The sequence below is a fragment of the Brachybacterium sp. YJGR34 genome (assembly GCF_003347015.1).
Taxonomy (GTDB): Bacteria; Actinomycetota; Actinomycetes; order Actinomycetales; family Dermabacteraceae; genus Brachybacterium.
In genome coordinates this window covers 26,640-33,188 of the sequence record NZ_PNFB01000028.1, presented here as the reverse complement: position 1 = coordinate 33,188, position 6,549 = coordinate 26,640, and the positions used below count along the sequence as shown (strand labels likewise).

The 6,549-nt window shown below is 71.4% G+C and carries 4 protein-coding genes; all 4 read right to left on the bottom strand.

Going from position 1 to position 6,549, the window contains the following annotated elements; genetic code table 11:
* Positions 1–249: 249 nt before the first annotated feature.
* Positions 250–732, bottom strand: a complete 483-nt coding sequence (locus tag CXH06_RS17110) for a hypothetical protein (protein ID WP_114856412.1) — start codon at positions 730–732, stop codon at positions 250–252.
* Between the two features lie 112 nt (positions 733–844).
* Positions 845–1,096 carry a WXG100 family type VII secretion target gene (locus tag CXH06_RS17105; protein ID WP_157975802.1) on the bottom strand — a complete coding sequence of 84 codons (252 nt, stop codon included), beginning with the start codon at positions 1,094–1,096 and terminating at the stop codon, positions 845–847.
* 215 nt (positions 1,097–1,311) lie between these two features.
* Positions 1,312–5,778 carry an FtsK/SpoIIIE domain-containing protein gene (locus tag CXH06_RS17100; RefSeq protein ID WP_114856410.1) on the bottom strand — a complete coding sequence of 1,489 codons (4,467 nt, stop codon included), beginning with the start codon at positions 5,776–5,778 and terminating at the stop codon, positions 1,312–1,314.
* A gap of 51 nt (positions 5,779–5,829) precedes the next feature.
* Positions 5,830–6,540 carry a hypothetical protein gene (locus tag CXH06_RS17095; protein WP_114856409.1) on the bottom strand — a complete coding sequence of 237 codons (711 nt, stop codon included), beginning with the start codon at positions 6,538–6,540 and terminating at the stop codon, positions 5,830–5,832.
* Positions 6,541–6,549 lie beyond the last annotated feature (9 nt).

The following is a 6,549-nucleotide window of genomic DNA, read 5'->3' as shown; positions in this document are numbered from 1 at the left end:
AAAAACCGGCCCCACCCACCGGACCAGACCTCCACGGACCAACTCCGCATCCACGATCCCTGTCCCCCAGGTGATGCACCAACCCTAGAACCACCACCACACCCCTGGCGATGGGGACAACTCCCCAGGCAGCACTCCCCGAGAGCATGCCGCGCCGGCGCCGGCGCTCGGGACGACGGACACAGCAGGACCCCGGACCTGCTCGGGCAGGTCCGGGGTCCAGGTGCGCACTCCGCCCTGGGCGGGCGGTCAGCTGAGGTCGAGGATCACGGAATCCTGGATCGCGCGGACGGTCTCGATCTCGTCATCGGCGCTCTCGGCGCCGCAGCTGCCCACGATCTCCAGCACGTCCGTGGCGACGCCGCCACGGTCGACGACCGCATAGCGCGCTGCCTGCACCACCGTGGAGCGACCGGGCTGGGTGTAGCCGTACTCGCTCGCGATCCAGGTGCGCCCCCCGATCTCGAGCTCCCCCGTGCCGAGCTCCTCGAGCTCCGGCAGCGACGCCTTGCGCTGGTCCAGGCCGGCGCGCGCCGATTCGAGCGTGAACTCCGGACCGAAGCGCTGGACCGTCACCACGACATTGGCGCGGAACTGCCCCTCCACCCGGGGCTGTGCCACCGCGAGCTGCACCCCGGGCACGGTGAGCGGCTCCCACTCGTCCGGCACGGTGACCGAGATGCGGGGCGGGCCCGGGAAATCCGGACTCGGATACTCGATGCTCCTGGCCATGGACACGCTCCGTTCTTCCCACCGTCGACGGCGACAAACCTACCAGGACGACGCAGGCCCGGGCGGAATCCGCCATCCGGGCACCGGCGCTCCCCCGGCGCCCGTCGTCCCGTCAGGAGGACGAGGTCGCCTCCTGCTCCGCGGCGTTCGCGTCCGCGGAGTCCCCGAGCTCGTTGACCGCGTTCATGATCTGCTGCAGCGCCGGGACCATCTCCCCGGACCACTGCCCGCGGAAGCGATCGGCATCCGGGCCGGTCCAGTCGACTCCCTCGAGACCGGAGGTGAGCTCCTGCTCGATCCGGGTGATCTCCTCCGCCGCCTCGCGCAGCTGATTCGACATCCGCCGGACTTCCTCGACATTCATGCCCTTCGTGGCGTTCACGATCCGGGTTCCCCTTCCTGATCTGCTGCGCCCGCGACCTCCCCGGCGCACGGGCCTGCTGTCCTGCTCGACAGCCTCACTGTAGAGCGATCACCGCACCCCCACCATGGGGAGGAGTCCCCATGTGGACGAGCGGACCGGAGCGGGCTCTCGGGCCCGGTGCGCCCGCGGCCGGACGGCACGACCGCGGGCACCGCTCACCCGGTCGTGATCTGCGCGACCTGCAGCTTCATCGCGCGCCCGCTGTGGACGAGGAAGCCGCGCCCGGGCGGGAAATCGGCACGACGGATCCTCCCCAGGCCGGTGCCCAGCAGCGCGTCGCCGTCCATGTCACCGGGCTGCAGGAGCAGCCCGCGACGCCCGGCCTTGAACGGCTGCGCCAGCACGTAGGCCTGCGACCAGGTCGAGGACTCGTTCTCGCCCACCACGAACTGCCCCTCGCGGGTGCTCGCGCGGATCAGCTTGTCGAGGTCGTTCTCCACCCCGCTGCCGGTGAAATCGGCGACCCCGTCGATGAACAGCGCCAGCCGGCCCTCCCCCACGGCACCGGACTCGATGGTGCGGCGCAGCTGATCGGCGAGGTCCTTGACGGTCTCCGGATCCGAGCCCTCCACGTCCCAGATCGGCAGGCCCGTCAGCGGGGTCCGCCGCGAGGAGAAGCGCACCAGGCGCATCGGGGTCTCCATCGCCTTCAGCCCGGTGGCGATGGTCAGCATCGCGGTCGTGCGGCCCGCCCCCATCGGTCCGGTGACCATGAAGGCGCCGCGCGGCTCGTAGGTGAGCTCCGCGAGGGTCTCGTCGGCCAGACCCAGCACCGGCCTCCCGCCGACGATGGGGCGCAGGGTCGAGAACTCCACGCGTTCGGGCAGCCGCTCGATCGCGGGGGCGGGCGGCACCCCGGCGCGCCGCATCGCCGTGGCGAGCTTGGCGACCTCACGGGACTGGATCGCGACGTTGGAGTCGCCGCCGTGCACCGCGACCTGCACCTCGTGGCCGCTGAGGATCGCCCGTCCGGGAGGCGAGCTGCCGTCCAGCACGTCCTTGGGCTCCCCGAAGCCGGCGTAGTCGTCGGGGCTGGCCATCCGGTGGATCAGGCGCCGCTGGATCGAGGAGCCCAGCGAGGTGGGGATGGCGTTGGGACGGTCGCCGGTGACGATCACGTGCACACCCACCTGACGGCCGTCGGTCGCGATCTGCACGAAGGTCGTGAACCACTTCGAGAGGTTCGAGTAGTCGTACGCTTCGCGGAAGGCCGCCATGCCGTCGACCAGCAGCAGGATGCGCGGGGTGTCCGGCGTCCCGGCCAGCTCCCGGTACTCCGCGACCGAGCCGGCGCGCATCTTCGCGAACTGCTTGGACCGCTCGTCGATGAGCTCGCGCAGGGTGCGCAGGAGGCGGATGACGCGCTCCTCGTCGTCCCCGGGGATGATCGCGCCGACGTGCGGGAGGTCCTCGAGCATCGTCAGGCCCGAGGCGCCGAAGTCGAGGCCGTACACGTGCACGGGCCCACCGCGGACGGTCGAGGCCGCCGAGATCGCGATCGTGCGCAGGGTGGTCGACTTGCCCGAGCCGCCGGTGCCGTAGATGGCCATGTTCCCGTCGCGGTCCGGGTAGTACGAGATCGTCGGCTGGGCCTGGTCCTCGGGAACGTCCATGACCCCGAGCAGCAGCTCCTCGTCGGTGCGCCGGGTGGGCAGGCGCGAGAGGTCGTAGGCGTCGGCCAGCTCCGAGAGCCACGGCTTGCGGGGGGCGGGCACGCCCGCCCGCTCCGCCGCGGCCCGGACGGTCGAGACCACGCGGGAGATGTCGTTGGGGCCGGGATCCGCGACCTCCTTGGTGGGCGGCGAGGGGATGTCCCACTGCTCGCCGGTCCCGAAGTCCTTCTCGACGATGTCGATGCGAGCCCGCTCCGGCTCGTGGGTGGTCCACCCTCCCGCGTACCCGGTCTGGAAGGTCGCGATCCGGCCGGGACCGGTCTTCGCGGCGGCGCGGCCGGGGATCCCCGGATCGAAGTGCGCGGCCATCGCATCTCCCAGGATGTCCTTGGAGTCGGCCTCGTCGGCCATCCGCAGCGCGATGCGCAGGTTGGTGTTGGCCCGGAGGTTGTCCTTGATGACGCCCGCGGGCCGCTGCGTCGCCAGGATCAGGTGCAGTCCCAGGGAGCGCCCGCGCGCGGCGACGTCCACGACGCCGTCGACGAACTCGGGGATCTCCTTCGCGAGCGCCGCGAACTCGTCGACGATGATGATCAGGCTGGGCGGGGTCTCCGGGTCCCCGGTGCGCTCGAGCGAGACCAGGTCCTTGGCCTTCTTCCGGTTCAGCAGATGCTCGCGGTGGTGGAGCTCGGCCCGCAGGGACGTCAGCGCTCGGCGCACCAGATGCTGCGAGAGGTCGGTGACCAGGCCCACGGCGTGCGGGAGCTCGATCGCATCGGCGAAGGCCGCCCCGCCCTTGTAGTCCACGAACAGGAAGGTGACGCGGTCGGGGCTGTGCGCCGTGGCCATGCCCATCACCCAGGCCTGCAGGAACTCGGACTTGCCGGCACCGGTGGTGCCGCCCACCAAGGCGTGCGGGCCGTTGGTGCGCAGATCCAGGTGGAAGGCGTCCTGGCCGTTGTGGCCGATCAGTCCGCGCAGGTTCGCATCGTGCTTGCGGCGCTGGGGCTCGGAGCCGTCGCGCGGGGTGAGGGAGTTGTTCTCCTTCCAGCGCTCGATGATGTGGTGGGGGTCCTCCGCCATCTGTAGGCCGCCCAGCTTGAGGTAGGAGATCGCGCGCGGGAGGTCGGAGTCGTCGTCGATCGGGACTCCGGCATCGACCACGGGGGCGAGATGACGGGCCACGCCCGCGGCGACCTCGACGGAGACGGTCTCGACCGTCACCGGGTAGAACCGCTCCCCCAGTCGCACGTGCCCGGCGCTCGCCCCCTCCACGGACTCCTCGACGGAGACGTAGGTGCGGCAGGCCGCGGGCAGCGCCGCCACGTTGGAGGCGCACCAGATCACGTGCACGCCGACGTCGGGGCCGCGCTCGGCGATGCGGACCAGGCGGGCCCGGTCCACGGGCGCGTCGTCCTCGATCACCACGACGAGATGCGGGGTGACCGGCTCCGGCGGCAGCGGCGGCTCGCTCGTCACGTCCGCGGTCATCCGGGTGCGCAGCTGGGGCGCGGCGTCGCCCGCCCGCTGGGCGATCAGCTCCTCGATGCGGGAGAGCAGCGAGGTGCCGCGGCCGGGGGTGTCGGCGAGGTGGTCGCCGGGCAGCGGCGAGTGCGGGCTCGAGGTGTGCGGCAGCCACTTCAGCCACTGCCACGACTCCCGGCTGGAGCGGGAGGTGATCGCCGCGATCGCGACCTCGGCCGGGGAGTGCAGGGAGAAGATCTGGGTGACGAGGCCGCGCGCCACCCCGTCGGCCCCCTCGCCGCCGCCGGCGACGCCCAGGTTCCCGGCATGTCGGAGCTCGGCGACCACCGGCACGCCGGCGATCATCCGGTACTCCTCGTGCATGTCGTCGAGCATGTCGTAGTACAGCGGGATCGCGTCGTTCTCCCCCGGCATCTCGATGCCCACCCGGGACTCGGCGATGCCCAGGCCCAGGCGGACGGTCCCGAAGGCGTCGTGCTCGGGACGGTGCGTCCACAGCAGCCGTCCCAGGCGGAAGGCGGCGTCGACGGTGTCCGCGGCGGAGGGGGTCTCGACCAGCCGCACCGCGCGCTCGAGGTCCTGCGCCGCGGTGACCCGACGCTTGAGGGAGGCGAGCCCCTCCTCGAAGTTCTCGATCTGGCGCTCGAGGACCTTCTTCTGCTGGAACTTGCGGTTCAGGTACCCGGCCGTCGCCATCATCGGCATCATGAACACGAACATGAGCGAGAAGGGGCTGCGGGTCATCGAGAACATGAAGGCGCCCATGAGGATCGGCGCGAACATCATGAAGATCGGGAAGAACTGAGGACTGGGCTCCTTCGGCGGCGTCGGTGCCTTGAGCGGCCGGTACGGGAAGCGCGGCACCACGCGCGGGGAGCGGTTGAACTCCACCACCGGCGAGCTCGGCGCGGTGCCGCCGGAGCGCTGCAGGGTGATCACCGAGAAGGTGGTCTCGCCGATCAGGACGGTGTCCGCCGGGCCGATGACCGCACGCTGGACCTGCTCGCCGCCGATCACCACCCCGTTGGAGGAGCGCAGGTCGACGATCTCGACGGCGTCGCCCACGTTGATTCGGGCGTGGCGCTTGGAGAGCATCGGATCGGCGATGCGGATGTCGAGATCCCCCTCGCGGCCGATCACGCTCGAGCCGGAGGGCAGCGGGAACTCACGCCCGGCCTCCGGGCCCGAGAGGACGCGCAGCAGCGCGACGGCCGCGCCCCGGGATTCCGAGCGCGTGGCGTACTCGCTCGAGGAGCGGGCGATGGAGACCACGCTGCCGGATCGCAGACCGGCCTGGATCAGGTCGATCTCCCGGTCCAGGGAGCGCACGCCATGGGCGCCCGGGCCCGCGCCGGGATCCTGCACCTGGAGGGTCAGTCCCTCCGGCGCCTCGACGTCCCCGCGCAGCGGATCGGCGAGATAGAGCGCTCCGGCGACATCGGCCACCGTGGCGGTCGCATCGGCCGTCACCTCGAGATCGGTCAGCCGATCCTCCGGACGGCGCAGCGTGAGCTTGATGCGCATCGGTACTTCCTCCCCGGGCGCACGACGCGCCTCTCCGGCCCGGTGACCGGGTCAGTCCTCGTCGGTGTCCTGGGCCTGGTCGAGCAGCGGCAGGTCCTCCGTGGTGACCAGGCGCGAGAACACCGCGTGCTCCACCAGGCGGGCACGGCGGTTGCTCGCGAGCTTCCCGGGTCCGCCGCGCAGGCCGCGCACGCCCAGCCGATCCAGCTTGTCGCACACGTTGTCGAGCTTGCGGTTGAACTTCGTCATCGGCCAGCCCAGGCGCGTCGAAGCCTGCGCGGAGGTGGGCACCGCGCTCATGCCGGACCCCTCACGGCTCAGCATCGGCTCGGCGAGCGCGAGGATCAGCAGCTTCTGGCTGGGCGTCAGCTGCACCGACCCCATCGTGGTCTCCCCCGCCGGGTCCTCCGGACCGGCGATCCGCGCGAACTCCGGGGAGTCGGCGTGCACGGCGAGATCGTAGGTGGTGGGACCGGCGGTGAACACCACCTTGGTCACGTCGAACACCAGCGGGATCCGAGCGCCGGGCGCGAGCCAGGCCTGCATCGACCCGCTCCCGTCGGTGATCGTGGCCGACAGGCGCGAGCCGATGTTCACCAGCCACCACATCGACTCCACCTGCACGATCGTCAGGAAGCGCCGATGGAGGAAGGGATTGTCCTCGTCGACGGCGAGGTCCGCCTCGCGCCCGATGGTGAGCTCCTCACCGTCCTCGACGCGATACCACTCCCCGCAGAACTCGACCGAAATCGTCGACGCCATCGTCAGCTG